At 72.5% G+C, this 24,475-nt stretch carries 21 protein-coding genes; 8 read left to right on the forward strand and 13 right to left on the reverse strand.

Features of this window, described 5'->3' with window-relative positions:
- Window positions 1-59 precede the first annotated feature (59 nt).
- Both V1634_RS26165 and V1634_RS26170 read left to right on the forward strand, forming a co-directional pair.
- Complete coding sequence (locus V1634_RS26165; protein WP_331210549.1) at window positions 60-3,059, forward strand: non-ribosomal peptide synthetase; 3,000 nt, start codon at window positions 60-62, stop codon at window positions 3,057-3,059.
- A gap of 38 nt (window positions 3,060-3,097) precedes the next feature.
- Window positions 3,098-3,349: a phosphopantetheine-binding protein gene (locus V1634_RS26170; protein ID WP_331210550.1), complete on the forward strand. Its 252-nt coding sequence runs from the start codon at window positions 3,098-3,100 to the stop codon at window positions 3,347-3,349.
- Between the two features lie 58 nt (window positions 3,350-3,407).
- Here the strand turns inward: V1634_RS26170 and V1634_RS26175 are convergent, their stop codons facing one another.
- Window positions 3,408-4,835 (reverse strand): aldehyde dehydrogenase family protein, encoded by a 1,428-nt coding sequence (locus V1634_RS26175; protein ID WP_331210551.1) that lies wholly within the window; start codon window positions 4,833-4,835, stop codon window positions 3,408-3,410.
- A gap of 169 nt (window positions 4,836-5,004) precedes the next feature.
- Between V1634_RS26175 and V1634_RS26180 the strand changes: the two genes are divergently transcribed.
- Window positions 5,005-5,862 carry a helix-turn-helix transcriptional regulator gene (locus V1634_RS26180; protein ID WP_331210552.1) on the forward strand — a complete coding sequence of 286 codons (858 nt, stop codon included), beginning with the start codon at window positions 5,005-5,007 and terminating at the stop codon, window positions 5,860-5,862.
- A 40-nt stretch (window positions 5,863-5,902) separates the two neighbouring features.
- Here V1634_RS26180 and V1634_RS26185 read toward each other — a convergent pair whose 3' ends face one another.
- From V1634_RS26185 to V1634_RS26210, 6 genes are all read right to left on the reverse strand, one after another.
- Window positions 5,903-6,724, reverse strand: coding sequence for an alpha/beta fold hydrolase (locus V1634_RS26185; RefSeq protein ID WP_331210553.1), 822 nt, complete (start codon window positions 6,722-6,724; stop codon window positions 5,903-5,905).
- Window positions 6,725-6,828: 104 nt separating this feature from the next.
- Window positions 6,829-7,725 (reverse strand): RNA polymerase sigma-70 factor, encoded by an 897-nt coding sequence (locus V1634_RS26190; RefSeq protein WP_331210554.1) that lies wholly within the window; start codon window positions 7,723-7,725, stop codon window positions 6,829-6,831.
- Between the two features lie 197 nt (window positions 7,726-7,922).
- On the reverse strand, window positions 7,923-8,678 hold the full coding sequence (locus tag V1634_RS26195) for an SDR family oxidoreductase (RefSeq protein ID WP_331210555.1): 756 nt from the start codon (window positions 8,676-8,678) through the stop codon (window positions 7,923-7,925).
- 369 nt (window positions 8,679-9,047) lie between these two features.
- On the reverse strand, window positions 9,048-10,226 hold the full coding sequence (locus tag V1634_RS26200; protein WP_331210556.1) for a zinc-dependent alcohol dehydrogenase: 1,179 nt from the start codon (window positions 10,224-10,226) through the stop codon (window positions 9,048-9,050).
- Window positions 10,223-10,849 carry a cyclase gene (locus V1634_RS26205; RefSeq protein WP_331210557.1) on the reverse strand — a complete coding sequence of 209 codons (627 nt, stop codon included), beginning with the start codon at window positions 10,847-10,849 and terminating at the stop codon, window positions 10,223-10,225. Before V1634_RS26205 ends, V1634_RS26200 begins: the two co-directional genes overlap by 4 nt.
- A gap of 158 nt (window positions 10,850-11,007) precedes the next feature.
- Window positions 11,008-11,652, reverse strand: a complete 645-nt coding sequence (locus V1634_RS26210; protein ID WP_331210558.1) for a response regulator transcription factor — start codon at window positions 11,650-11,652, stop codon at window positions 11,008-11,010.
- 30 nt (window positions 11,653-11,682) lie between these two features.
- Here V1634_RS26210 and V1634_RS26215 point away from each other — a divergent pair, with 30 nt between their 5' ends.
- From V1634_RS26215 to V1634_RS26230, 4 genes are all read left to right on the forward strand, one after another.
- Window positions 11,683-12,459, forward strand: coding sequence for a sensor histidine kinase (locus V1634_RS26215; RefSeq protein WP_331210559.1), 777 nt, complete (start codon window positions 11,683-11,685; stop codon window positions 12,457-12,459).
- Between the two features lie 83 nt (window positions 12,460-12,542).
- On the forward strand, window positions 12,543-13,376 hold the full coding sequence (locus V1634_RS26220; protein ID WP_331210560.1) for a manganese catalase family protein: 834 nt from the start codon (window positions 12,543-12,545) through the stop codon (window positions 13,374-13,376).
- 105 nt (window positions 13,377-13,481) lie between these two features.
- Window positions 13,482-14,684, forward strand: coding sequence for a putative manganese transporter (locus V1634_RS26225; protein WP_331210561.1), 1,203 nt, complete (start codon window positions 13,482-13,484; stop codon window positions 14,682-14,684).
- Between the two features lie 154 nt (window positions 14,685-14,838).
- A complete protein-coding gene (locus V1634_RS26230) occupies window positions 14,839-15,414 on the forward strand; it encodes a hemerythrin domain-containing protein (protein ID WP_331210562.1) in 576 nt (191 codons plus the stop codon).
- Window positions 15,415-15,568: 154 nt separating this feature from the next.
- Here V1634_RS26230 and V1634_RS26235 read toward each other — a convergent pair whose 3' ends face one another.
- From V1634_RS26235 to V1634_RS26255, 5 genes are all read right to left on the reverse strand, one after another.
- Window positions 15,569-16,282 (reverse strand): GAF and ANTAR domain-containing protein, encoded by a 714-nt coding sequence (locus tag V1634_RS26235; RefSeq protein WP_331210563.1) that lies wholly within the window; start codon window positions 16,280-16,282, stop codon window positions 15,569-15,571.
- Window positions 16,283-16,534: 252 nt separating this feature from the next.
- Window positions 16,535-17,593, reverse strand: a complete 1,059-nt coding sequence (locus V1634_RS26240; protein ID WP_331210564.1) for a glycosyltransferase family 2 protein — start codon at window positions 17,591-17,593, stop codon at window positions 16,535-16,537.
- Window positions 17,594-17,742: 149 nt separating this feature from the next.
- Entirely contained in the window at window positions 17,743-18,228 is a 486-nt protein-coding gene (locus tag V1634_RS26245) for a hypothetical protein (protein ID WP_331210565.1), read from the reverse strand.
- A complete protein-coding gene (locus V1634_RS26250) occupies window positions 18,225-20,723 on the reverse strand; it encodes a molybdopterin oxidoreductase family protein (RefSeq protein ID WP_331210566.1) in 2,499 nt (832 codons plus the stop codon). The genes V1634_RS26245 and V1634_RS26250 overlap by 4 nt, the downstream gene beginning before the upstream one ends.
- Window positions 20,724-20,945: 222 nt before the next feature.
- Complete coding sequence (locus V1634_RS26255; RefSeq protein WP_331210567.1) at window positions 20,946-21,932, reverse strand: radical SAM protein; 987 nt, start codon at window positions 21,930-21,932, stop codon at window positions 20,946-20,948.
- Window positions 21,933-22,204: 272 nt separating this feature from the next.
- Here V1634_RS26255 and V1634_RS26260 point away from each other — a divergent pair, with 272 nt between their 5' ends.
- Window positions 22,205-23,059 (forward strand): MBL fold metallo-hydrolase, encoded by an 855-nt coding sequence (locus tag V1634_RS26260; RefSeq protein WP_331210568.1) that lies wholly within the window; start codon window positions 22,205-22,207, stop codon window positions 23,057-23,059.
- A 135-nt stretch (window positions 23,060-23,194) separates the two neighbouring features.
- On the opposite strand, the gene V1634_RS26265 is transcribed toward V1634_RS26260, so the two are convergent.
- Complete coding sequence (locus V1634_RS26265; RefSeq protein WP_331210569.1) at window positions 23,195-24,445, reverse strand: glycosyltransferase; 1,251 nt, start codon at window positions 24,443-24,445, stop codon at window positions 23,195-23,197.
- Window positions 24,446-24,475 lie beyond the last annotated feature (30 nt).

The raw sequence follows: 24,475 nt of genomic DNA on the forward strand, positions 1-24,475 counted from the left end.
TCGTCGGCACCGGACCCGACGGAGGTGGCCCGGCGGCCGGTCCACCGGTCGGAGTCCCGATGACCCTGACCCAGCAGGGCGTCTGGTTCACCGAGCGGGCCGGCGGGGCGTCGACGACGTACCTGCTGGCGGTGGCGCTGACCGTGCCGGAGCCGGTCGCACCGGCGGTGCTGGACCGGGCGTGGGCCGCGCTGACCGGCCGGCATCCGCTGCTCGCCGCGACCGTGGCCGAGGCGGACGGCGCACCGCTGCTGACCCCCACCGACCCGATGCCGGTCGCGCACCGGGCGGTCGAAGCGGACGCGCTCGACTCCGCCGTCGCCGCCGAACTCGCCGTCGGCTTCGACCTCACCGCCGGCCCGCTCGCCCGCTGCCTGGCGCTGCGGGTCGACGACGGCCGCACGGTGCTGCTGGTCGTCGCCCACCATCTGGTGCTCGACGGCGGCGGCAAGGACGTACTCGTCGCCGACCTGGCCGAGGCGCTCGCCGGCCGGCCGCTCGACGCCGGATCGCCCACCCGGCTGGGCGCCGCCGTACGGGCACAGGCCGGCCGGATCGCCGAGGCGCTCCCGGCGGCCCGCGACTTCTGGTCCGCCCGCCCGGCCCCGGCCGACGAGGTGCTGCTGCCCGGACTGACCGGTACGCCGAGCGCCGCCGAGCCCGCCACCCGACTCGACCTCGCCTGGGGCGGGGAACTGGACGCCGCGCTGACCGCCGGGGCGGCGGCGCTCGGGGTGACCCGGTTCGAGGTGCTGCTCACCGCCGTGCACGTGGTACTCGCCCGCTACGGCAACGGCACCGCCTCGGTCGCCGTCGACCTCTCCACCCGGTCCCCGGAGACCGCACCCGAACTCGGGATGTGGGTCAACGAACTGCCCGTCACCGTCGGCATCGACCTGGCGGCTCCCTTCGCCGAGCTGGTCCGGGCGGTACGCGCCGAGGCCCGGGCCGTATACCGGCACCGCGAGGTACCGCTCGGACGTGCCCTGCCCGGCCTGCCACCGCGCCCGGCGATGGCGCCGGTCTCGGTCAGCTACCGACGGCCGACCGAGAGTCCGTCCGGTGTGGACTGGCTGCTCGTCCCGGCGACGGTACGCAGCGCCCTGCACCTGCACCTGGTCGACACCCCGGCCGGGCTGACCGGGCGGATGCTCGTACCGGCCCGGCTGCTGCCGGTCGCCGACGCCGAGCGGATCGCCGGACACCTGCGTACCCTGCTCGGCGCGGCACTGGCCGAGCCCGACCGCCCGGTCGGCGACCTGGACCTGCTCGTCCCGGCGGAGCTGGCGCTGCTCGACCGGTTGAACGCCACCGCGCGCCCGCGCCCCGCCAGCACCGTGCTGGACCTGATCCGGGCGGCCGCCGAGGCCAGCCCGGACGCGGTGGCGGTGCACGCCGACGACGGCGCCCTGACCTACCGGGAGCTGGTCGCCGCCGCGCACCGGATCGGCCACGGGCTGCGCCGGCACGGCGTCGGCGCCGGTGACCTGGTAGGACTCTGCCCCCGCCGGGGCGTCGAACTCGTCGCCGGTGTGCTGGGCATCCTCGCCGTCGGGGCCGGCTACCTCCCGCTGGACCCGGGCTATCCGGCGAGCAGGCTGGAGTTCATCCTCGGCGACGCCGGGGTGAAGCTGGTCCTCGGGCACGTCGAGGCGACCGCCGCGCTCGGCGGGGTACCCGTCGAGCTGCTGCCGCTCGACGGTCTGGCCGCCTTCGCCGCCGAGCCGGAGACACCGCCCACCGCCACCGACCCGGACGGGCTCGCCTACGTCATCTACACCTCCGGCTCGACGGGCCGCCCGAAGGGCGTCGAGATCGCCCACCCGGCGTTGCTCAACCTCGTCACCGCGATGACCGAGCTGCTCGGTGCCGGCCCGGCGGACCGCTGGCTGCACCAGACCACCATCTCCTTCGACATCAGCGGACTGGAACTCTTCGCGCCGCTCTGCACCGGCGGCCGGGTGGTGGTGGCCGCCGACGCGACCGCCCGGGACGGCAGCGCGCTGGGCCGACTCGTCCGGGACGCCGGGATCACCCACGTGCAGGCGACCCCGTCGAGCTGGCAACTGCTGCTCGACGCGGGCTGGGCCGGGGCGCCGATCACCGCGCTCAGCGGCGGTGAGGCGCTGCCGCTCCCCCTCGCCCGGCGGCTGCGCCCGCTCGTCGACCGTCTGGTCAACGTCTACGGCCCGACGGAGACCACCATCTGGTCCACCGCCGCCGAGATACCGGCCGACCCGTCCCGGGTCACCATCGGCGGGCCGATCGCCAACACCACGCTGCACGTCCTGGACGCCCGGCTGCGTCCGGTGCCGGTCGGGGTACCCGGTGAACTCTGCATCGGCGGCGCCGGGCTGGCCCGGGGCTACCGGGGGCGGCCGGAACTCACCGCCGAGCGGTTCGTGCCGGACGGTACCGGCCGGCGGCACTACCGCACCGGTGACCGGGTACGGCTCGGTGCGGACGGAACTGTCGAGTTCCTCGGCCGGGCCGACAACCAGATCAAGCTGCGCGGTCACCGGATCGAGCTGGGCGAGGTCGAGCGGGCGTTGCTCGACGCGCCAGGGGTCGCCGAGGCGGCGGTGGCGGTCCGGGACGGCGAGCTGGTGGCCTATCTGGTCGGCGCGGGCGAGCTGGCGCCGATCCGCGCGCATGTCGCCGGTACGCTGCCCCGGTACATGATCCCGAGGGATCTCCGCTGGCTGGACGGGTTGCCGCGTACGCCGGGAGGCAAGCTCGACCGGGCCGCCCTGCCGACCCCGGAGCGCGGCCAGGTCACGCCGCCGGCCGCCGAGGTCGAGGCTGCCGGCCCGGCGGAGAGTGTGGCCCTGACCCGGGTCGTGGCCGGCATCTGGCAGGAGGTGTTGCGGGTCGACGAGATCGGCCCGGACGACAGCCTCTTCGACCTGGGCGGCCACTCGCTGACGATCATGCAGATCACCGCCCGGATCCGGCAGGCTCTCGGCGTCGAGGTGCCGTTCGACGTCTTCTTCGACACCCCGACCGTCGACGGGGTGGTCAGTGCCGTCGAGGAGTTGCGACAGGAGGAGCAGGAGTGACGACCGGAGAAGCAGGAGTGGTGACCGGAGGAGCCGACGTGACCGTTCCCGGGCTGCACCACGAGCTCGCCGGCCTGGTCGTCGAGGCCAGCGACGGCCAGATCAGTGCGGCGGACGCCCTGGCCGAGCCCGAGTCGCTCGGGCTGCTCGGCCTCACCTCACTCGGCCACGTGCGGCTGATCCAGGCCGTCGAGCACCGCTACGGCGTCGTGGTGGAGCCCGACGACGACGTCTCCGCGCTGGACACCGTGCCCGCGCTGGCGGACTACCTGCACCAGCGAGGGGTCTGACGGCGGACCCCGGCACCGCCGCCGGGACCCGGTCTGCCCGGCTGCCCGGCCCGGCGGTTCAGCGCTGGATGGACTTGGTCTCCAGGAACTCCTCCAGCCCCGCCCGGCCGAACTCGCGGCCGTTGCCGGACTGCTTGTAGCCGCCGAACGGGGCGAGCGGGTTCCAGTGGCCGCCGTTGACGTCGACCTGACCGGCGCGCAGCCGCCGGGCCACCGCGAGGGCGTGCGCGGGCTCGCCGAAGACTCCGGCGGTGAGGCCGTACACGGTGCCGTTGGCGATGGCGACCGCCTCGTCCTCGTCCGCGTACGGGATGATCGTCAGGACCGGACCGAAGATCTCCTCCTGGGCGACCACCGAGTACGGGTCGACGTCGGCGAAGATCGTCGGTCGGAGGTAGGCGCCCTCGGCCAGCCCCTCCGGCCGGCCGGTACCGCCGAAGACCAGCGTCGCGCCGTCGGCGATGCCCCGCTCGATGTAGCCGTGCACCTTCTCGCGGTGCGCCTCGGAGGCCATCGGGCCGATCCGGGTCGCCTCGTCGGTCGGCTCGCCGACGACGTACTCTCGGGCGGCGGCGACAGCCAGGGCCACGGCCTCGTCCTGCCGCGATGCCGGTACCAGCATCCGTGGCCAGGCGCCACAGACCTGACCGCCGTTGGTGAACGCCATCGCCAGGCCGGCCTGAACCGCCGTCGGCAGGTCGGCGTCGTCGAGGATCACGTTCGCGCCCTTGCCGCCGAGTTCCAGCGCGACCCGCTTTACTGTCCCGGCGGCGACGGCGGAGATCCGCCGGCCGGCCCGGGTGGAGCCGGTGAACGAGATCATGTCGATCTCCGGGTGGGCGGAGATCGCCTCGCCGACGACCGGTCCGGTGCCGTAGACGACGTTGAAGACCCCGGCCGGCAGCCCCGCCCCGGCGGTGACCTCGGCGAGGATCCGCGCGGTCAGCGGCGCGATCTCGGAGGGCTTGAAGACCATGGTGTTCCCGGCGACCAGGGCCGGCGCCAGCTTCGACACGATCTGCTGGAGCGGGAAGTTCCACGGGGTGATCGCCCCGACCACGCCGATCGGCTCGCGCACGATCAGTGAGTTGCCGATCTCCTCGGTCCAGGCGAAGTCGGCGGCCAGGGTGGCGAAGGACTCGGCCACGGCGACCGGGAAGCCGACCTGGGCGGTCCGGGACAGGCCGAGCGGGGAACCCATCTCGGCGGTGATCGCGGCGGCGATCTCCTCGGCACGGGTACCCAGGCCCTCGCCGATCCGCCGCACCACGGCGGCCCGCTCGGCGGGTGGGGTCGCGGCCCAGCCGGGGAAGGCGGCCCGGGCGGCGGCGACCGCCCGGTCCAGGTCGGCGACGGTACCGGCCGGCACCTCGGCGACCATTTCGCCGTTCGCCGGGTTCAGCACCGGGATGGTCTCCGGCGATTCCGCTGAGGTCCACTCGCCGTCGATCCAGTGTCCGGGTGCGCTCTGTGTTGGTCCAGTCATGGTGCCGAGTCTTGGCCCGGGGTTCTGGCCCAGCCAGGTACAGCCGATCCGTGGATCCCGGTCACCTGGTCGGCCGCCCGCCACGGTGCGACGATCGGCACCTCGGAGGAATTCCCGCAGGTCCGGGGATTGTTGCCGAAGTCGAACGGTCGGCGGGCGGCCGGCGGGCATGGACGAGGAGGAGGACGCCGTGGACCGGGTCCGGCTGGCCGAGTTCCTCCGGAGCCGGCGCGAGGCGCTGCAACCGGAGGATGTCGGGCTGCCCCGGGGACAGCGGCGGCGGCGTACCGGCGGGCTGCGCCGGGAGGAGGTCGCCGCGCTCAGCGACATGTCGACCGACTACTACAGCCGGATCGAGCAGCAGCGCGGCCCGCGCCCGTCCGAGCAGATGCTCGCGGCGATCGCCCGTGGCCTGCGCCTGTCGTTGGAGGAACGGGACCACCTGTTCCGGCTCGGCGGATATCCGACGCCGGGGCGGGTACGCCGGGCCGACCACATCAACCCGGGCATGATGCGCATCTTCGACGGGCTCGGCGACGCGGCCGCCCAAGTGGTCAGCGACCTCGGCGAGACGTTGCGGCAGACCCTGCTCGCCACCGCGCTGCTCGGCGACGAGACCCGGCACGCCGGGTTGGCCCGCAGCCTGCACTACCGCTGGTTCACCGAACCGGACAGCCGGCGCATCCACCCCGAGGACGACCATCCCGGACACAGCCGGCTGCTCGTCGCCGACCTGCACCGGGCGTACACCCGGGCCGGTCGGGACTCCCGGGCCGGTGAGATCGTCGACGGGCTGCTCAGCCGCAGCCCGGAGTTCGCCGAGCTGTGGCGCGAGCACCCGGTCACCGGCCCGTACTGTGCGGCGAAGCGGATCCGGCATCCCCGGTTCGGGCTCCTCGAGCTGCACTGCCAGGTCCTGCTCGATCCGGACCAGTCCCAGTCGCTGCTGGTCTTCACCGCCACCCCCGGCAGCGAGAGCGCGGAGAAGCTGCGACTTCTGTCGGTCGTCGCCGGCCAGGAGTTCTGAACTGTCCCAGGCCGGACTGTCCCAGGCCGGTTCCTGGGCGTCAGCTCTTGAGGAAGGCGAGCAGGTCGTTGTTGACCTGGTCCTGGAGGGTGGCGGTCAGCCCGTGCGGCGCGCCCCGGTAGTAGATCTCCTGGGCGTTGGCGATCAACTGGGCGGTCTTCCGGGCCGAATCCTTCACCGGGACGATCTGGTCGTCCTCGCCGTGCATCACCAGGGTCGGTACGTCGAACCTGGCGAGGTCGTCCCGGAAGTCCGTCTCGGAGAAGGCCCTGATGCTCTCGTACGCGTTCTTCATGCCGGCCTGCATGCTCCAGAGCCAGAACTGGTCGAGGATGCCCTTGGAGACCTTCGCCCCGGGCCGGTTCGCGCCGTAGAACATCTGCGCCAGGTCCTGGTAGAACTGCGACCGGTCGGCGAAGAGCTTGGCCCGCAGTTCGTCGAAAACGTCGATCGGCAGCCCCTCGGGGTTGTCCGGAGTCTGCACCATGATCGGCGGCACGGCGGAGATGAGCACCGCCCTGGCGACCCGGCCGGTGCCGTACCGGCCGATGTAGCGGGCCACCTCACCGCCGCCCGTCGAGTGGCCGACCAGCGTCACGTCGGTCAGGTCCAGCGCCTCCAGTACGGCGGCGAGGTCGTCGGCGTAGCCGTCCATGTCGTTGCGGGTCGAGGCCTGACCGGACCTGCCGTGCCCCCGACGGTCGTGCGCGACCACCCGGAAACCATGCTGCACCAGGAACAGCAACTGGCCGTCCCAGGCGTCCGCACTCAACGGCCAGCCGTGTGAGAAGGTCACGACCGGGCCGGAGCCCCAGTCCTTGTAGTAGATCTCCGTGCCGTCCTTGGCGGTGACGAAGCCCATGACTCCCCCGTACGTCGCGATCGGTCGAGCGCCGACGTACCCGATTTAGACACAGGTCGGGCCTGGTGTAGGGCGGTTTGCCGGAATCCGCCCGGCCGTGGCCGTCAGCTCCGAGCGGCGAACTGACGCAGCTTGTCCGGATTCAGCACGAGGAAGAGGCGCTCGACGCCCCGGTCGGTGGCCGCCAGGGCGAGCAGCGCCTCCGGGGTCCCGTCGGCGGCCGCCACGAGCAGGCTCTCCGTGCCGTTGGCCAGCACCGTCCGGAGCACCGACTCGCTCCAGTACTTCCGCAGCACGTTGTCGAGCAGCGTCGTCACCCGGGCCACGCCGTACAGGTCCTTCCGGGAGGCGTGCACCCGTCCCCCGCCGTCGGAACTGGCGATCACGTCGGCCGCGAGCAGCCGCTCCAGCGCGGCCAGGTCGCCACTCCGGGCCGCCGCCCGGAACGCCTCGACCAGCCGCCGGTGTTCGGCCCGGCCGACGGGTGTCGAGCGCGCCGAGGCGAGGTGCCGGCGGGCCCGGCTGGACAGCTGCCGGGCGTTCGCCTCGGTCGTACCCAGCACCTCGGCGACCTGCCGGTGGGCGTAGTCGAACGCCTCCCGCAGCACGTACGCCGCCCGCTCCGCCGGGGCGAGCTTCTCCAGCAGCAGCAGGACCCCCAACTCCAGCCCCTCCGCCCGCTCGGCGCCGAGCGCCGGATCGGCCGAGGTGTCCACCGGCTCCGGCAGCCACGGCCCGACGTACGTCTCCCGGCGCGCCCGGGCCGCCGTCACCGCGTTGATCGCCAACCGGGTCGTCGTGGTGGTGAGGAACGCCGCGGGGTTCCGGACGCTCCGGCGATCCGCCCCCTGCCAGCGGAGCCAGGCGTCCTGCACGACGTCCTCGGCGTCCCCGACACTGCCGAGCATCCGGTAGGCGATGCCGAACAATCGTCCCCGGATCGCCTGGAAGTCCGCCAGGTCGTTGGTCTGTCCGGACTGTTCCGTCTCTCCGTCGGTCACGGGCTGCACCACGCCATCGTCCACGCGCTCGGGGGCTGGTGGCAAAGTACCGTCGGCGCCCGACCGGCGACCGGGGGATCGGTGGACCCCGGGCGGTTCGGCGGCCGACCCAGCGGGCTCAGCGCGGTGTGGGCCCGGCCTCCGGCCAGCGTGGCGGGCCGGCCGCAGGCCGGGCAGACAACGTGCCGCGTCGACGGCTACCGCCCGCCCCCGTCCACCGCACGCCGCTCCGCCAGCCGGATGCTCCCTGTCCGGGCCTCACCGAGCGGAACCAGCGCGTCCTCGGCCACCTCGGCGCCGTAGTACCCGGCGGCCGGGTCGGCCACCACCTGTCGAGGGTCCTGCTGCGCGCGCAGCACCGACCGGATCACCTCGTCGAGGCGGGACCGCTCGGGGCCGGCCACCTCGACGATGCCGCCGACCGGGGCACCGAGCGCGACGTCCGCCACCGCGGCCGCCACGTCGTCGGCGGCGATCGGCTGGAAGAGCACCGGTCCCAGGCGTACGGTGTCGCCGTCGGTTCCGATGTCGGCGATGGCGCCGAGGAACTCGAAGAACTGCGTCGCCCGCACGATCGAGTACGGCACCGGCCCCGCCGCGATCACCCCCTCCTGCGCCACCTTCGCCCCCATGTACCCGATGTTCGGCATCCGGTCCGCGCCGACGACCGAGAGCGCCACGTGGTGGCCCACCCCGGCCGCCGCCTCGGCCGCGAGCAGGTTGCGGGTGGAGGTCTCGAAGAACTCCCGCGCCGCGGCCGGCTCGAAGGACGGCGAGTTCGACACGTCCACCACGACGTCGGCCCCGTCGAGCGCCTCGGCCAGCCCCTCGCCGGTCACCGCGTTCACGCCGGTCTTCGGGGACGCGGCCACCGCCTGGTGGTCCCGGGCGGCGAGCAGCTCCACGACCTTGCTGCCGATGAGTCCGCTGCCGCCGACAACGACGATCTTCATCTTGGTTCCTCTGGTTCGGTCTGTTCCGTGGCGCCGGAGGCGCCCTGTCACCCACAACGACCGGGCGGGACGGTGATTCGTGACAGCGGCCGGTCACCCGCCGTTTCTGGTCTCCCCCGGTGAGCCTCCGCGACACCTCGCGGAACCGATCCGGACGATCCCGATCCGGATCACGCCCCGGCCGACCGGTAGCGACCCGGCCGCCCTGTCCAGACCGGAATGTCCGAGTCTGCGGGCAGCAACCGACAGCTGCTCGACATCCTTGGTCGGTGGGACCGGCTCGACGCCTACGGTCGCGGATCGGTCGACGTCGCGCGGTAGCCCCGGTCGGCCTGCCGTCGGTCTCCGGTGCCCCGGCCGGCCGCCAGCTCAGGCCGGTGTCGGGTGCAGCACCGAGCGCAGGCAGCCGTCCTGCTTCTTCTCGAACAGCTCGTAGCCGCGCACGCCGTCGGTCAGCGGCAGCGGATGGGTGGCGAGGTAGCCGGGATCGATCTCACCGTTGGCCAGCCGTTCCAGGAGCATCGGGATGTAACGCTGGGCGTGCATCTGGCCCATCCGCAGCACCAGCGCCTTGTTCATCGCGGCCCCGAGCGGGAACTTGTCCACGAAGCCGCCGAAGACCCCGACGATGCTCACCGTACCGCCCTTGCGGCAAGCCATGATCGCCTGCCGTACCGCCGTCGGCCGGTCGCTCTGCAACCGCACGGCCTGCTTGATCCGGTCGTACCGGTACCCCGGACCGACGTCGTGGGCCTCCATCCCGACCGCCTCGATGCAGGCGTCCGGCCCCCGGCCCCCGGTCAGCTCCCGCAACGCGGCGAGCACGTCGACCCGGCTGTAGTCGATGGTCTCCACGCCGATCCGCTCCTGCGCCACGCGGAGCCGTTCGGGCAGCCGGTCGATCACGATCACCCGCTCGGCACCGAGCAGTTGGGCGGAGCGGGCGGCCATCTGACCCACGCCGCCGGCACCCCAGACCGCGACCACCTCACCGCCACGGAGGTCGCAGAAGTCGGCGGCCATCCAGCCGGTCGGCATGGCGTCGGAGGCGAACACCACGGCGTCGTCGGGGACCCCCTCCGGGACCGGGAACGCGCCGACGTCGGCGAACGGCACCCGGACGTACTCGGCGTGGCTGCCGGCGAAACCACCGGCGGCGTGCGAATAGCCGATGATTCCCGCCGGCGCGTGCCCCCACAGTGTCTCGGTGAGGTTCGGCTGCGGATTGGAGTTGTCGCAGAGCGAGTACTGGCCGGTGCGGCAGTACCAGCAGCCGCCGCAGGCGAGTACCGATCCGACGACCACCCGGTCACCGACCTTGAGCTTCCCGACTTCCGGTCCGACCTCGACCACCTCGCCCATGAACTCGTGGCCGAGGATGTCACCCTCGCGCATCGCCGGCAGGTAGCCGTTGATCAGGTGCAGGTCGGAGCCGCACACGCTGCTCGCCCGCACCCGGACGATCACGTCACCCGGGCCCTGGATCGTCGGGTCGGGAACCTCCCGCACGCGCAGCTTCCCGACACCCTCCCAGCACAGTGCCTTCACGCCCGCCCTCCCGCCGACAGCTTCTCCCGGACGACCCGGGTGGTCCGCTCCGTGATGCCGGCCCGGCCGGACGGCTCGGACATGGTGGAGACCACCTCCCCGGCCTCGATCAGGGACTTGGCCCGCCGCAGCACCGTACGGAGCACCTGGTCGAGGTCGCGTCCCCGGAACACCGCCGCCTGGTGTCCGACCCGGCTCTCCGGGTAGCGCAGCTCGACCCGCACCTCGGTGCCCCGGGCACCCGGCGCGGAAACCAGTTCGAGCCGGCCCTCGTGCGGCGTCGGCCCGTCCTCGACGTGCCAGTGGAACGGGCCGGTCGCGGAGTCGGCGCGGACCTCGACGGCCCGCTCGGCAGTCCCGGGCCCGCCGGGCACGATGTGGCGCCGCCCGCCGTCACCCGCGCGCACCTCGACCGGCCGGTCCAGCATCACCGAGAGCTGCCCCGACTGTCCGCAGAACTCCACGATGGACTCCGCCGAACGGTCGACGGTCACCGCGCGGACGGTCCGGTAGCCGTCGTCCTGACGCGCCGGCAGCGACTCCCGGCGCCGCCGCGCGAGCAGCCCCACTCCCACGCCGGCCGCCACCGTCACCGCCAACCATCCACCGACCCTGCCAACCATGCCGCTCCTCCCAACCCGAAGCCGGCGGCCGTTACCGACCCGGCCTACTACCGGCGGCTCGAAACTCCCATGGGGACCGTCGCCGCCCAGCGATGGCGTACCCGGCGGGCGACGGGACAAACGCCTCGGCCGTGCCGTCCGAGGCGGAACTGCCAGGGTCAGAGCAGACCGGCGTTTCCGGCCACGGCGGCGGCCTCCGTCCGGTTCGACACCCGCAGCTTCCGCAGCAGCGACGCCGTCAGTCGCTTCACCGTACGTTCGGAGAAGTTCAGCTCTTCGGCGATTTCCACCGTGCGACAACCTTTCGCAATAAGCTGCAGAAGCCGGCGTTCCTCGTCGTCGAGGATGGCCGTCACCGGTAACCCGTTGTACGCCGGGCGGAGCAGCGCGGCGAGCAGGCCGGCAGGGAGCACCGCCCACCCGTCCAGGATCGCCATCAGCGGCGGCAGCAGTTCCTCGGGTTCACTGCTCTTCGGCAGGTAACCCTCGGCGCCGGCCCGCAGGGCCTGCACCATCAGATCGGTGTCCTCCAGACCCGAGATCGCGACGACCCGTACCCGTGGTGCGGTCCGCCGGATGGCGGTGATGGCCCGGATCCCGCCCGGTAACGGCATGTGCAGGTCGACCAGGGCCAGATCGGGTACGCACCGGCGGACCGTGGCGGCCGCCGCGGCAGCGTCACCGGTGGAGCCGACGATCCGGGCCCGCCCCTGAGTGCTGGCCGGAAGCAGCAGTTCGAGGCCCCGGACGAAGAGAGGGTGGTCATCGACCAGTACGAGGCGCAGGGTTGCGGATCCGGACACGCGGCGGCGTTTCCCGATCTGGGCCCGATCATGCCCGGCCGGACCGAGACCGGTCATCGCGCCGATATCCGGGCCCGACGGAGCCGGGAACCTGCGGCCGCCGGCTCCGGGGACGCACCGCCGGAGGCCACCCACTCCCCCGCTCCCGGAAGCCAGACGCTGCTGTTGCGGATGTTCTGCCACGAACTGCGCTCACCGATCGAATCGCTGCGTTCACTGACCCGAGCCCTCGCCCAGGAGACGTCGGCGCTGGGCCCCGCGCAACGACGTGGCCTGGTCGCGCTGGCCCAGGAACAGGCGGCACACCTGGCGGTCCTGTGGCGGCAGGCGATGTCGGTGACGCAGAGCCTGGCCGAGCCGGTCGACCGGCCGGTCCCGCTCCGCCAGGTGCTGCCGACCGCGGTCGCGGCCCAGGCGCCGCCGCACCGGCTGACGGTACGGCTGTCCCGGGGTGCCGGTGGTCGGCTGGTGCACGCCCACCGGATCCGTCAGATCCTCGCCAACCTGGTGGACAACGCCCTGCGTCACGGCCCGCCGGAAGGTCGCGTCCGGGTCTCCGCCTCGGTACGCGCCGGAGCGCTGGTCCTGGTCGTGGCCGACGAGGGCCGGTCCTGCCGCCCCCTGCTGACTGCGCTGGACCGGACCGCACCGCCGCCCGGCGTCTCCGGACTCGGGCTGTGGATCGTGCGACACCTGGTCGCCGCCGAGGGCGGCACGATCACGGCGTACCGCACCACGGACGGAACGGCGGTCCGGGTGAGCCTGCCCGCCCCACGATGCCTCGCCGGAAGCGCCAGGACGGGCTGACCCCTGCGGGCCACCCGGTGACCCCGGCGGGCCAGCGGAACGGGTAGCCGGGCACGGTCTGCCACTTCCAACAGGAGGACACCGTGTTCAGCCACGTCAAGGACCTGCAGTTCCACGCCAAGCCCGATGCTCCCGACGCCGCCTTCGCCCGGCGCCTACAGGAGGTGCTCGGCGGCAAGTGGGGAGAGATGACGGTCGCCAACCAGTACCTCTTCCAGGGCTGGAGCTGCCGACTGCCCGGCAAGTACAAGGACCTGCTGCTCGACGTCGGCACCGAGGAGATGGGGCACGTCGAGATGATCTGCACGATGATCGCCCACCTGCTGGACAGTTCTCCACTGTCGCTCCAGGAGGCGGCGGCCGAGGACAACCCCATGCTGTCCGCGATCTACGCCGGGTCGAACCCGGCGCACTTCATCCACTCCGGCGGTGGGCCGCTGCCGACCGACAGCAACGGGGTGCCGTGGAACGGCGCCTTCATCACCGCCAGCGGCAACCTGCTCGCCGACTTCCACCTCAACGTGACCGCCGAGGCGCAGGGCCGGCTCCAGGTCGCCCGGTTGTTCCACATGACCGACGATCCGGGCGTCAAGCAGATGCTGCGGTTCCTGCTGGCCCGCGACACCATGCACCAGAACATGTGGCTCGCGGCGATCGAGCAACTCAAGGAGGACGGCCTCGAGGAGATGCCGGTCCCGGAGGCGTTCCCCGACGCCGAGCAGGAGAACGAGTTCGCCTACCAGTACATCAACTTCTCGGCGGGCGAGGAGGCGGCCGAGGGGCGGTGGGCCAGCGGCCCCAGCCCGGACGGCAAGGGACAGTTCAGCTATCAGGCGAACCCGACCTCGTACGCGGACGCGCCCGCGCTGCCGCCGGGCGACCCGCGTCTGCACGGTACGCCGCCGTCCGCCACCTGACCGGCAGCACAGCATCGGCCTGTCCCGTTCCGCCGCGCCGTCCCGCCGCGCCGATCCGTCGCCACGGCGGCGGGTCGGCGCGGCCTCACCCGGAAGACGGAAGCCATGATCGAATTCCTGGCCCGCCCGTTGGCGGACGCGTTCATGCAGGTGGGGGTCTACGTCGCGGTGATGGTCGCGCTCTTCGGCTGGCTGCGCTGGCGGTACGGCGACCGGGTCACCGACCACCTGACCCATCGCCCGAGGCTCGGTCCCCTGGTCGGCGCGCTGCTGGGTGTCAGCCCCGGCTGCGGCGGCGCCATCATCCTGATGCCGCTCTACGCGCGCGGCAAGGTCTCCTTCGGTACCGTCGTGGCCGCCCTCGCGGCGACCATGGGTGACTCGTCCTGGGTGGTCATCGCCGCGAACCCCGAGTTCGCGATCAAAATCCACGCTCTGCTCTTCGCCGTCGGGCTGGCCACCGGGTACGCCGTCGACCTGCTCGGCATCGACCCGGCCCGGACCGTCCGGTCCCGGAGGTGGTGGCTGCCCCGGCGTCACGCCGCCGCCACCGCGGCCGGAGCCGGCCTGCCGACCGGCGTCCCGGAGCCGGGGCCCGTGGCCCGGGCCGGCGCAGACTGCCGGCCGGCGGTGCTCGGCAGCTATCCGGGCTCGGCGACCCTGGCCGTGGCGATGGTCCCGGGCGCCGGGCCGGTACGCCCGATCCGGATGTCCCTGGTGTTCTGGGGACTCACCATGCCGGCCTTCCTGGTGTCGGTACCGGTGGTGTTCCACGCCGTCGATCCGCGACGCCTCACGGCCGCGCTCGGCGGCGTCGACCCCTATCTCGCGCTCGGCTGCTGCGGAACCCTGATCGCGGTGCTCATCTTCGCCGCCGGACGGGGCCGGTTCGCCGACGACACCGTCGCCACCGCCTCCCCGTCGAGCCGGCGGGAGGCGATGCGACACAGCGCGCACGAGGCCTCGTTCATCACCGTCTGGGTCGCGGTGGCCTACGTCGGTTGGCAGGTTCTCAGCGGCACCACCGGGTTCGACGGTTCCGAACTTGCCTTCGCCGGAATCGCCGGAGTGCTCGTCGGGGCGCTGATCGGACTCGTGCCGGGCTGCGCCGTACAGATCGTCTTCACCGGCATCTTCGTCAGCGGCGGCCTGCCGGTGACGACCCTGGTGGCCAATGCGATCAGCCAGGACGGGGACGCCCTGATCCCACTCGCGGCACTGCGCCGCCGCGCCGCCGCGACCGCAACGGTGATCACCACCATTCCGGCCATCCTGGTCGGAATGGCGCTCCTGGTACTGCTGGGCTGAGCGGACCGGAGCTGCTCGCCCCGGTTCCGGCGCTGCGGTGGGCTGGGTGCCGGAGGTGCTGCGGCCTGCCGGCAGCGACCCGGCGCCGGGACACATGGAAGTCGCGGTGCCGGGAAACCGTGGCGCTGACGTCGACCGGAGGAGGGTGACGAACGTGACCGCAGGTGTGAAGCAGGACGTCCTGGACCTGCTGATCGAGCAGCACAAGCAGATCAAGACGCTGTTCGGGCAGCTCGGTCGTGCCGAGGGAAGTCAGAAGCGGGAGCTGTTCCAGGACCTGGTGCGTCTGCTCGCCGTGCACGAGAGCGCGGAGGAGATCGTCGTGCACCCGAGCGCCCAGCGGAAGATCGAACGGGGTGACACCGTCACCGGGCAGCTCCGGCACGAGGAGGACGAGGCCAAGAAGGAACTCGCCGCCCTCTACGATCTCGGTGTCGAGCACCCCGACTTCGACCGGCGGCTGGTGAGATTCTCCGAAGCGGTGATCGCGCACGCGACCCGGGAGGAGACGGAGGAGTTTCCGTCGCTGCGCCGCAGCCTCTCCTCGGCCCAACTCGGCCGGATGGCCGGGGCACTGCGTGCGGCCGAGGCGATGGCCCCGACGCGTCCGCACCCGCACGCCGGCGAGTCCGCCTCGGCGAATCTGATGGTCGGCCCACCCCTGGCAATCTTCGACCGGATGCGCGACGCCGTACGCGACTGGCGCGAGTCACAGCGCGGCCAGGACTGACACGTCCCGCCGTACGGCGGGTGCGCCACGATCTCGGCGAGGAGTCGAGGCAGGGTGGATCCCTCTTCGAGCTGGCCCTGCCGATCTGCCTCGAACCGGAAGCCCCGGACACGTCCCCGGGCGGCGGTCCCTGTCCGCCGTGGTGACGAACCTGTCACCCCTGGGTACGCCCCGAGGCGCGGTCGACGAGCGCGGCGGCGACGTCCCGGAGTTTGCGATTCGAGTCCTGGGAGACCTTCGTCAGGATCGCGAACGCCTCGTCGGCGGTGCAGCGACGTTCGCCCATGATGATGCCCTTGGCCTGCTCGATGACGGCTCGGCTCTGCATCGCCATCCCCATCTGCTGGGCCAGGGTGGCGGTGGTGTCGTAGAGGTGGGCGTTGGCCAGGGCGACGGCGGCGTAGCCGGCGAAGGTCTCGGCGGAGGTGACGGCGTCGTCGTCGAAGGCCCCTGGCTCGGTGCTGTAGACGTTGAGCGCCCCGAAGACCTGCTCCTGGACCGGCAACCCGATCGACAGGGAACTGGACACCCCCTTCGACCTGGCCTGGGCGGCCCAGTCCGGCCAGCGGCTTTCGGTGGCCATGTCCGGCAGGGAGAGGGTGGCGCCGGCTTGGGCGGCGTCCAGGCACGGACCGTGCCCGCGCTGGTACTGCCACTCGTCAAGGGCCAGCGCGAGCCGGCTGGTGAACGCGGCGGTCTGTGCCTCGTTGCCCCGCAACAGCGTCACGGACACCTCTTCCGCCTTGGGAATGGTCCGCCTGGCCAGCCGGGCGATCTGGTCCAGCACACCGTCGAGGTCCATCTCGTTGAGCCGGATCCGCCCGAGCTGGGCGAACGCGTCGGTGGGGTCCAGAGGAGTGTCAGACATGCGCAGAAGTCCTCGATAACGGCGCCCCGACCGTCATCACGTGCGGCAAGGGGGCAGTGGCAGCCCACGGTCGTGGACCGCTGCGCAGATCAGCGGAGGCTGGATCCGGAGGCCGGGCCGTGCGTTCGACGCCGGTTCGCCAATCCCTCGAAGTGGGCATCGGCCACAGATTTTCCACCATACGCCGTCCCGTCGGAATCCTCGGCGGTGCATCTGGCCCGGATCGTTCACCGGTGGCGGGCCGCCGCCCCGCTAGACTGCTCCGGGGTCACCCTTCGCCCCCTGCTGTTGCGACGGCGCCTGCTGCCCGGCGGGTGGTCCACCCCGTCGAGAAACCCCGGAACCCGGATCGGGCCGGCCGGCGTACGGTCCTCGTACCCCGAGTCGTCCCGACCCACCACCGTCGCTGCGGACTGGCACGGGCACCCGCCCGGCGGCCCGGTCGCGGGCACCCTCCGGCCCCGGCCGCGTACCCCTGTCGAGCCGGTCGAGCAGGTTCCGTGCCGCCTCGACGTCGGTGGGCACCCGACGACGGTGTCGCAGCGCCCAGCCCAGCTCGCGGCCGGCGTCGACGAGACCACGCCGGCCGTGCGGCGTGCGCCGGGCCTCGGCGATGGTGCGCAGGACCACCGGCACAGGGCGCCGGAGGACGGCGGTGAGGACCCGGTTGCGCACCTCCATACGGTGCCGCGCACGCTGGTCCCGACCGGCGGCACCCGGCAGGTGGTACGCGACGAGTTCGGGGGCGTAGGCCAGTCCCCAGCCCGCCGCCGCGAGGTCCAGCGCCAGCAGCGCCTCCTCGCCGTACACGTGCAACCTGGGATTGAAGCCGCCCACCTGGCGGAAGGCCCGGCGGCGGAGAACGGTCGCGCAGGCCAGGAAACCGAGTACCGCCGGGCCGGGCAGGTCCGGCGGTGTTCCGAGCGGCTGCTCGGCCATCGACGCCGACACCGGATCGAGGCGCCGCTGCGGACCGACCCGCACCTGCCCGGTCAGCAGGCCGGCGCGGGGATGGGCCCGGAAGAGTCGGGCCGCCTGCTCCAGCGCGCCGGGCGCCCAGTAGGAGTCGTCGTCGGCGAAGGCGACGTACGCGGTGCGGGCCAGCTCGACGCCGACGTTGCGGGCCGCGGCACCGGCGTTGTGGTCGAGCCGGACGACCTCTATCTCGGGAAAGCATCTCGCCACCGCCTCCGGAGTCCCGTCGGTGGAGGCGTTGTCCACCACGATCACCGGAGCCGCGTGCCGGGCCAACGATGCCAGGAGCTGTTCCCGCCGGTTACGGGTCGCCACCACCACGGTCACATCAGACATGATCAGGCTGGTACCCCTACCCCGACCCGCTGATGTCGGTCACCGGTTCACGATTCCGCATCCCCTGGCCGCGCGGTCCGGGAGAGCGTCCCGGGCCATCGGAGAGCGATCCGGGTGACGGCCAGATGCTCCCGGGTCGCGGTCGTCCGTCAGCTCACCAGGGCCTGCGCGGAGGTCTCCTTGAGCTTCGCGTTGGCCCACCGGGCCTGCCGCAGGGTCTGCGGGTGGCAGCGCTTGGCGAGTCCGAGCAGTTCCAGGTCCCGGGTGGCCTGGGCGACCTGGGCGAGGATCTCCCAGTCCAGCGAGACGCCGGAGGCGTCCCGGTAGAGGTGGCGCAGGTCGGCGAGGAGGAGCAGTCCGGGCTCGCGGTGCCGGCCGAGCATCTCGGACGCCTTCTGCTCGACCGTGGCGAGCACCCCCGACTCGTCCCGCGCCTCCTCGTCGAGGCGCAGCCCGTAGTCGCGGCCGACCCGGGCGAGTTCGGTGACGTGCTGCCGGGACCAGCGGGACAGGTCACGTGCCACGTGGTGTACCTCGTGGTCGGCCTTGTGCCGGTCCGCCATCCGCAGCAGGTCGACGGCGAGTTTGTTCTCCGACCGGTGCAGCTCCCGGATGACCATATCGATCTTGTTCATCGGTCGCCTCCGACCGCCGGAGCGGTGGCCCCGACCGTTCGGGGAGCCTCCGGCAACCGCTCGTCGGCCAGCGCGGCGGAGCCGCCCGCCGTCTCCGGGACCCCGGCCGCCACGGGTCGGGACCCGGTGGTCGTCGGCGCCGCCGGTGCCCCGTCGCCGCCGCCGACCCGGGTCACCCGGGCCACCGCGGACTTGAACAGCGGCTGCTTCGACACCGGGTCCCAGTCGGTGATCGTCAACTCGTTGGCCGCCCGGCCCTGCTCCCGGCCGTCCGGCCCGGCCCCGCCCGGTGCGTCCCAGTAGCCGTAGTGGAACGGGAGGAAGAGCACGTCCCGCCGGATGCCGCTGACCCGCAGCCGGGCCCGCACCGAACCGCGCGGGGTGGCGACCTCCAGCAGGTCGCCCTCGGCGAAGCCCTGGTCCGCCGCGTCGGTGGCCGCCATCTCCACCCAGACCTCCGGCGCCGCCGCCTGCAACTGCGGCGCCCGCGCCGTCTTGGTCCGGGTGTGGAAGTGGTACAGGGTACGACCGGTGATCAGCTGGAACGGGTACTCCTCGCTCGGCAGCTCGTGCGGGGGAAGGTACTCGGCCGCCTTGATCACCGCCTTGCCCGAGGGATTCAGCGCCGCGTACTCGGTCGGCTCCAGCGGCGCCCCGGTGACCAGGTCCCGGCCGTAGCTCTCGCAGTAGTCCGGTGCGGCCCAGAACTTCCCGTCGGCGTAGAGGCGCTCGGTACCGTCCGGGTGCTCGGCGTCGCAGGGCCACTGGATCCCGGTGCCGCCGCGCAGCTTGGCGTAGCTCAGCCCGGTGTAGTCGCACGGCCGCCCGGCGCTGCACTCCTGCCACGCCCTGAACGCGCCCTCCGGGTCGGTCCAGCGCACCAGCGGCTGCCCGTCGTCGTCGCGCAGATCCAGCCGTCGCGCGTAGTCGACGAAGATGTCCAGGTCGGGCCGGGCCTCGCCGGGCGGGTCGACCGCCTTCTCCGACAGGTGCACCGTCCGGTCGGCGTTGGTGAAGGTGCCGGTCTTCTCGCCCCAGGTCGCGGCGGGCAGCACCACGTCGGCGAGCTGCGCGGTCTCGGAGAGGAAGATGTCCTGCACCACCAGGAAGAGCCGCTCCTGGCGGAGGATGTCCCGGATCCGGGCCAGCTCCGGCAGTGACACCGCCGGATTCGTACAGCTCACCCAGAGGAACCGGATCGACCCTTCCTCGGCGTACCGCATCATCTGCATCAGGTTCGTCGGCGGCGAGTAGTGCGGGATCCGCATCGGGTCGATGTTCCAGATCCGGGCCAACTCCCTGATGTGCTTCTCGTTGGTCCAGTTCCGGAAGGCCGGCAGGTCGCCGTCGGCGCCGCACTCCCGGGTGTTCTGCGCGGTCGGCTGGCCGTTCATCTGTAGCAGGCCGCAGCCCGGCCGGCCCAGCATGCCGCGCACGATGTGGATGTTGTTCACCTGCACGGCGGCGGCGGTTGCCTGGTGTGACTGGTAGAAGCCCTGCAACACCGTGGAGAGGAGCCGCTGCGCGGTACCGATCAGCCGGGCCGCCTCGCGGATCCGCTCCACCGGTACGTCGCAGACCCGGGCCGCCCGCTCCGGCGGATACTCCTCGACCCGTTGCCGCAGTTCCTCGAAGCCGACCGCGTGCGCGGCGACGTACTCCTGGTCGACCCAGCCGTTGGCGATGATCTCGTGCAGCAGCGCGTTCATCAGCACCACGTTGGTGCTCGGCCGGGGCGCCAGGTGCATGGTGGCGGCCCGGGCCACCGGCGTCTGGCGGGGGTCGACGCAGACCACCGCCGGCGGATTCGGGCCGGCCAGCCGGTCCAGCACCCGGCTCCAGGTCACCGTCTGGGTCTCGGCCATGTTGTGGCCGTACAGCACGATCACGTCGGCGTGGTCGATGTCGGCGTACGAGCCGGGCTGGCCGTCGGAGCCGAAGGACTCCTTCAGCGCCTCGGCGGCGGTGGCCGTACAGAGCCGGGTGTTGCCGTCGACGTGGTTGGTGCCGATCCCGCCGTGCGCGATCAACGCGAGGGTGTAGTACTCCTCCAGGAACAGCTGCCCCGTGGTGTAGAAGCCGATCGCGCTCGCCCCCTGCTCGTCGAGCAGTTCCCGGGTCCGGTCGACCACCAGACCCATCGCGGTGTCCCAGTCGGTCTCCACCAGGCGCCCGTCCCGGCGGACCAGTGGTCGGGTCAGCCGGTCGGGGGAGGCGTTGGCCTGCCACCCGAAGAGGTCCTTCGGGCCGAGCCGGCCGTGGTTCACCCGGTCGACCGCCCGGCCCCGCACCCCGACGATCCGGCCGTCGGCGACCGCGATGTCGAGGCCGTCGCCGTTCGAGTGCAGGATCGAGGCGGACTGCACCCACCGGTCGACGTCCTCCGGGCGTACCCCGTCGGCCAGGAACGTGTCCACCCGGACCGGCCACGACTCCCCCGGCCCGTACGGCGTCCGGCTCCCCCACGGTTGCGCGATCCGGTCAACGGTGCCCATCGCGTCCTCCTCCGCCCGCTCCGATCCGTCGGATCGCACCGCACCGGGTCAGCCCGGCCCTGCACTTCCGACCCTGGCACCGAGCGCGACCGCTCGCACCTCGAACGCCCGACTCGGCCGGGTCGGATCGGTCGCTGCTGCCCCTGCCGCCGCATGGTCCGCTCTCCGCAGGGCCGTCCTGGCGCGGGGCGGGCGGGCCGGCGCGCGGTCGCGGCGCCCGCCTCAGAAGGCGTGCCGGTACAGCGAGCATCCCCGGCACACGTCCGGCGGGTCGTCACCCGAGAGGCGCCGGCGGAACTGCCGGTACGGCTCGCCGTACCAGATCTGCGGGAAGCTCTGCTCGGCCAGCCGCCCGAGCGACACCCGGTCGTCCCCCATCACCATGCAGCACGGCTGCACCACGCCGGTACTGGTGACGTAGGCCGCCTCCCAGGGCCAGGAGCAGCCCCGACCGTCGCCCGCACTGGTCCTGGCCGGAACGCCGGGGTACGGCAGCCGGAGCCGGATCCCATGCTTCCGGGCCACCCGCCGGGCGTCGTCGAAGACGGCAGCGGCCCGGCCCGCGTCCTCCCCGGTCCACAGCGCCTGGTCGGAGGTGAACCGTCGGATGTCGTCGTAGCGCCCGGCGGGGTCGGTGTCGGAGAAGCTGTGCGACAGGTTCTGCACGTGCAACTCGTCCACCCCGAGACGGGCGAGCAGGCGTACCAGTTCGGGCAGCTCGGCGACGTTGTCGCGCATCGCGACGAAGACCACCCGGATCCACGGGGTGGCGCTGCCGGCCGCCCGCTTGACCTCGACCAGACCGGCGAGGTTCGACACGACGGCCTCGAAGTCGGCACCCTCGCGGACCGCCGCGTACCCGGCCGCGCTGGCGCCGTCGAGCGACACGTGCAGCCAGTCGACCCGGCTCCGCACCAGCTCCTCGGCCCGGCGGCGGTTGAGCAGGGTGGCGTTGGTGTTGAACCCGACGGTGATCCGCCGGTCGACCGCCGCCGTGATCATCTCCATCAGGTACGGCGACAGCAGGGGCTCGCCGAGCCCCTGGAGCGTCAACCGGTTCAGCGTGGGCACCTCGTCGAGGACCCGGCGGAACAGCTCCGGTCGCATGGCACCGGCGAGTTTGTTCACCGGTGGCCGGTAGCGCACCAGGCACATCACGCAGCGCAGATTGCAGGCCGAGGTGATCTCGAGTTGCAGATGTGGCGGCAACGGTGGATGCGGATCGTCGCCCGGCATGTCCCCCCATGCCCGATACCCGGGTGGCCCAAACCTGTCCCGCGGCCGGCCGTCGGGGTCGGGCCGGGTTGAAGTCGTCGACGGGTGGCACCGGAGGTCAGCCGTGCGGCCGCATCCCCGGCTGGCGCAGGTGTACTTCCCGGACTCCTGGGTACGGTGCTCTGCGGTTCAGAGGTGGGCCTATGGGTGACCGCCGATCCGGTGTCGCGACGGATCCCCCTCCACGATTCGGAGAAGGAGAGACCATGGTTGCCCAGCCCCGGCCGCAGGCCACCGTCACGTTCGTCGGTACGGCAACCACCCTGCTGAGACTTGGCGACATCACCCTGCTGACCGATCCCAACTTCCTGCACGCCGGTCAGCGCGCCTACCTCGGCTACGGGCTGTGGACCCGGCGGCGTACCGACCCCGCCGTGCGGATCGGGGAACTTCCACCCCTGGACGGGATCGTCCTCTCGCATCTGCACGGCGACCACTTCGACCGGGTCGCCCGGAGGAACCTGCCGAGGACCCTTCCCATCATCACGACGCCACAGGCCCAGGCTCGACTGGACCGCTGGGGATTCGGCTCGGCCACCGCCCTGACCACCTGGCAGAGTCACGAGATCAGTCGGGGCGACCACCTCGTACGGATCACCGCGGTACCCGGCAAGCACGGGCCGGGCCTGCTGGCCCGCGCCCTACCCCCGGTGATGGGCAGCATTCTCGATCTCGAAGAGCACGGGCAGCGCCGCCTCCGGCTCTACGTCACCGGGGACACCCTCAACCACGCGGCGCTGGCCGAGATCCCGCGACGCTTTCCCGACATCGACGCCATGCTGATCCACCTGGGCGGGACCAGGCTCCTCGGCGTACTCCTCACCATGGACGACCGGCAGGGCGTCGACCTGGTCCAGCTCGTCCGGCCGAGGCTGACCCTGCCCATCCACTACGACGACTATCCCGTCTTCCGGTCCCCGCTGCGGGACTTCCTCGACCTCGCCCGGCGGCAGGGCCTCGAACCGGGCGTCCGGGCCATCCACCGCGGCGAAACCGTGCCACTGCTCGAACCCGGCCCAGGCGGCACGACCGGGACCCCGGAGCGCTCGGACCGCCCCTGACGATCGCAGCGCCTCACGGTCCGGTCGTGGACGCCCGGTCGACCCCTTCGGTCGGCTCCCGGTTGGTCGAGGCGGTGCGGAGACGGAGAGCGCACCGACCTCGGCGGGGAGCGGCTGCGACGGGTCCGGGCCGAGTCACAGGGTGCCGCCGTCGGCGACGCTGGAGGACGTACGCCGGAGCACCGGTCGTCCCGTCCGGAACGCCTCTTCCGCGATGTCGGCGGCGCGGCCGAGGCCGTCGAGTTCCGCTATCCGGCGCTGACATTCCCGGGCGTTCGTCCGGTAGGCCGGGTCGGTGCGGACCTTCTCGATGGCGTCCCGCAACCTGGGCGCGCTCGCCCGGTGCACCGGTACGAACTCACCCACGCCGAGATGCCGCAGCCGTGCGGCCACCCCGGGCTGGTCGTTCGTCACCGGCAGCGCCACCATCGGCACGCCGTGGGTGAGCGATTCCAGCGCCGTGTTGATCCCGGCGTGCGTGACGACGAGGGACGCCCGGGCGAGCAGATCCAGTTGCGGCGCGTACGGGACCACGACCGGCCCGCCCGGCAGACCGGTCGGCGGTTCCACCTCGTGGCTGCCCAGCCCGATCACCAGTTGCGCGTCGAGCCCGGCGCAGGCGGTCGCGATCGCCTCGAAGATGCGGGGCAGGCGGTTCTGTAGCGTCCCCATCGAGGCGTAGATCAGTGGGCGGTCGTCCAGGCTCTCCCAGGGGAACGAGACCGGCTCGCTGCTCTCCTCGTCGTGGAACGGTCCGGTGTAGTGGAAGCAGTCCGGCAGATCCTTGCGCGGAAAGTCGAAGAAGTCCGGCTGTTGGGTGATCTGGGCCAGGCCCAGTCCGTCGTTCAGCCCGCGCACCGGAGTCATCCCCCACTCGGCGCGGCGATCGTTGATCCGTTTCACCACCGGCCCGATCACCCGGTCCATCACCCGATAGCCGAGCATGTTGCGCAGGCGTGCCAGGGTGGAGTCGCGGTAGGGCCAGGCCGTCATGAAGGGCGGGACGGTCGGCTCGGCGTTCAGCGCCATCGCGTTGCAGACGGTCACGACGGGGATGTCGAGCCTTTCGGCGACGGTGTTCGCCGCACCGTAGACCTGGTCCACGAGCAGGGCCTCCACCCGGTGCTCCCGCAGCAGCGGCGGCAGGTCGCGCAGCAGTACCTCCACCTCGCGGACGTAACCACGGACGATGAACCGGATGGCGGCGAGCCCGGACAGCCTGCCCTGTTCCTCGGAGAAGCGGGCCAGGGAACCGGGCGGGAACTCCCGCTCGCCGATCGGCACGAACTCGAACCCGGCGACGTACGGCTTCGGCCCGGCGTCCGGCAGGGAGAAGAGGGTCACCTGGTGGCCCCGCCGGAGCAGCTCGCGGCCGAGTGTGGACATCGGACTGAGGTGACCGGTGTAGTCCGGGCA

This window comes from Plantactinospora veratri (genome assembly GCF_036421995.1).
GTDB lineage: Bacteria > Actinomycetota > Actinomycetes > Mycobacteriales > Micromonosporaceae > Plantactinospora > Plantactinospora veratri.

Coding starts and splice junctions, on each gene's coding strand:
- V1634_RS26195 (WP_331210555.1), bottom strand. CDS start 8,678: ATGAAGATCGTCGTTGTCGGCGGCAGCGGACTCATCGGCAGCAAGGTC.
- V1634_RS26250 (WP_331210566.1), bottom strand. CDS start 20,723: ATGGGCACCGTTGACCGGATCGCGCAACCGTGGGGGAGCCGGACGCCG.
- V1634_RS26215 (WP_331210559.1), top strand. CDS start 11,683: ATGCCCGGCCGGACCGAGACCGGTCATCGCGCCGATATCCGGGCCCGA.
- V1634_RS26180 (WP_331210552.1), top strand. CDS start 5,005: ATGGACGAGGAGGAGGACGCCGTGGACCGGGTCCGGCTGGCCGAGTTC.
- V1634_RS26165 (WP_331210549.1), top strand. CDS start 60: ATGACCCTGACCCAGCAGGGCGTCTGGTTCACCGAGCGGGCCGGCGGG.
- V1634_RS26240 (WP_331210564.1), bottom strand. CDS start 17,593: ATGTCTGATGTGACCGTGGTGGTGGCGACCCGTAACCGGCGGGAACAG.
- V1634_RS26235 (WP_331210563.1), bottom strand. CDS start 16,282: ATGTCTGACACTCCTCTGGACCCCACCGACGCGTTCGCCCAGCTCGGG.
- V1634_RS26245 (WP_331210565.1), bottom strand. CDS start 18,228: ATGAACAAGATCGATATGGTCATCCGGGAGCTGCACCGGTCGGAGAAC.
- V1634_RS26185 (WP_331210553.1), bottom strand. CDS start 6,724: ATGGGCTTCGTCACCGCCAAGGACGGCACGGAGATCTACTACAAGGAC.
- V1634_RS26205 (WP_331210557.1), bottom strand. CDS start 10,849: ATGGTTGGCAGGGTCGGTGGATGGTTGGCGGTGACGGTGGCGGCCGGC.
- V1634_RS26260 (WP_331210568.1), top strand. CDS start 22,205: ATGGTTGCCCAGCCCCGGCCGCAGGCCACCGTCACGTTCGTCGGTACG.
- V1634_RS26265 (WP_331210569.1), bottom strand. CDS start 24,445: ATGTCCACACTCGGCCGCGAGCTGCTCCGGCGGGGCCACCAGGTGACC.
- V1634_RS26225 (WP_331210561.1), top strand. CDS start 13,482: ATGATCGAATTCCTGGCCCGCCCGTTGGCGGACGCGTTCATGCAGGTG.
- V1634_RS26175 (WP_331210551.1), bottom strand. CDS start 4,835: ATGACTGGACCAACACAGAGCGCACCCGGACACTGGATCGACGGCGAG.